This window comes from Citrobacter sp. wls613, assembly GCF_005281195.1.
Classification (GTDB): domain Bacteria; phylum Pseudomonadota; class Gammaproteobacteria; order Enterobacterales; family Enterobacteriaceae; genus Citrobacter; species Citrobacter gillenii.
On record NZ_SZXN01000019.1, the window covers coordinates 6,637 to 8,433 of the forward strand.

The 1,797-nt window shown below is 61.9% G+C and carries 1 protein-coding gene; it reads left to right on the forward strand.

The genetic code is table 11. From position 1 onward, the window contains the following. Nucleotides 1-1,797: Ig-like domain-containing protein (locus FDX01_RS23315; protein WP_249360855.1), on the forward strand; the 1,797-nt coding region annotated here is incomplete at both ends.

Genomic DNA, 1,797 nt, shown 5'->3' on the forward strand with positions numbered 1-1,797 from the left:
CCTGCTGCTGGATGCAACGGCCAAAGTCCGCTTTGTACCTGCCGCTGACTTCTTCGGGACGCCTGCTGCCTTGAAAGTACGTCTGGTGGAAACCAACAACAACGGCGACACCACCGCAACGACAGGGTCGCTGACCAGCGGCCAGACTGTATCAACGGCAACCAACGGCAGTAGTTCACGCTATAGCGCAGCGATGGTCACCCTCTCAACCAGCGTCACTAACGTCAACGACCGTCCGACGATTAGCGCGACGCCGCTGACCATGCAGGAAGATACGCCAGTTGGCAAAACGCTGACCTCTATTCTTGGCAGCTACAGCGACGCCGCCGACAACCAGACGGGAATTGCTGGCGGCGACAAGGCCAGCGGCGCTATCGGCTATGTGGCGATCGTCGGCAACACCACCGACGCAAGCCTCGGCCACTGGGAGTACTCTACCAACGGCACGACCTGGACTGCGCTTGGCACAAGCTACAGCGAAACCAACGCGCTGGTGCTGCTCGCCTCGACCCAGCTGCGCTTTGTGCCGCTGGCCGACTACAACGGCGCGGTGCCGGGCGGCCTGACGGTGCGCGTCTCCGACAGCACCAGTTCCGCCGATACCGGCGTCAGCGCCGCGGGCAGCACGCAGGATCTGCAAAGCGCCTTCAACAGCGGCCAGACCAGCCACTGGAGCACGGCGCAGAGCATCAGCATGAGCATTACAGCGGTGGCGGACGCGGTGAGCGACACCGCCGCCACCCATTCGGGCGAGGCGAAAACCATCGACGTGCTGGGCAACGACAGCTTCAGCAACAGCGATAAAGCGATCACGGCGGTCACCCAGGGCGTTTATGGTTCCGTGGTTATCGACAACGGCAAGGTGATTTATACCCCTAACACCACGAGCTACGTCGGCAGCGATACGTTCACCTATACCGTCACCAGCGGCGGCGTGACCGAAACCGCGACGGTCACGATTCAGATGAATAACGCCGCCCCGGTCACCCAGGGTGAAAACGTCAGCACGCCGGAAGATACGACGCTGACCAGCTCCGCCGCGCAAAACCTGCTGCTGAACGATTCCGACCCTGATGGCGATACGCTGAGCATTCTTAACTACTCCGTCAGCGGCGTCGGCACGGTGTTTACCGCAGGCCAGACCGCCGACCTCACCGGGTATGGCAAACTGACCATCAACGCCGACGGCAGCTATACTTTTGTCCCGGTCGCCGACTGGAACGGTACGGTGCCGACGGTGACCTACCGGGTGGTTGATGGCCGCACCAACGGCGCGACCACGGCGCAGTTGAAGATAACCGTCACGCCGGTAAAAGACGCCTTTGACGACAGCCTGACGACCCACGCGGGTACGCCGGTGACCATCGACGTTTTCGCCAACGATAAATTCAGCAACGGCGATAAAGCGATTACCGGCAAGACCAACGGCGCTTACGGTACGGTTAGCATCAGCAACGGCCAGGTGATTTACACGCCGACCAGCGGCTATGTCGGCACCGATACCTTCACCTATACCGTCACCAGCGGCGGCAAAACCGAAACCGCGACGGTCACCCTCACTCTGGTCAACGACGCGCCGCAGGTCGGCCTGGCTAAAACCGGCAGCACGGCGGAAGACACAACGCTTACCAACGGCGAAAATCTGCTGACGGGCGCCAGCGACCTGAACGGCGACGCGCTGACGGTGAAATCGTTTACGGTGGGCAATACCACCTGGGCCGCCGGCCAGACCGCCACGCTTGCGGGCTACGGCGCGCTGACCCTCAACGCCGACGGCAGCTATACCTTTGTTCCGGT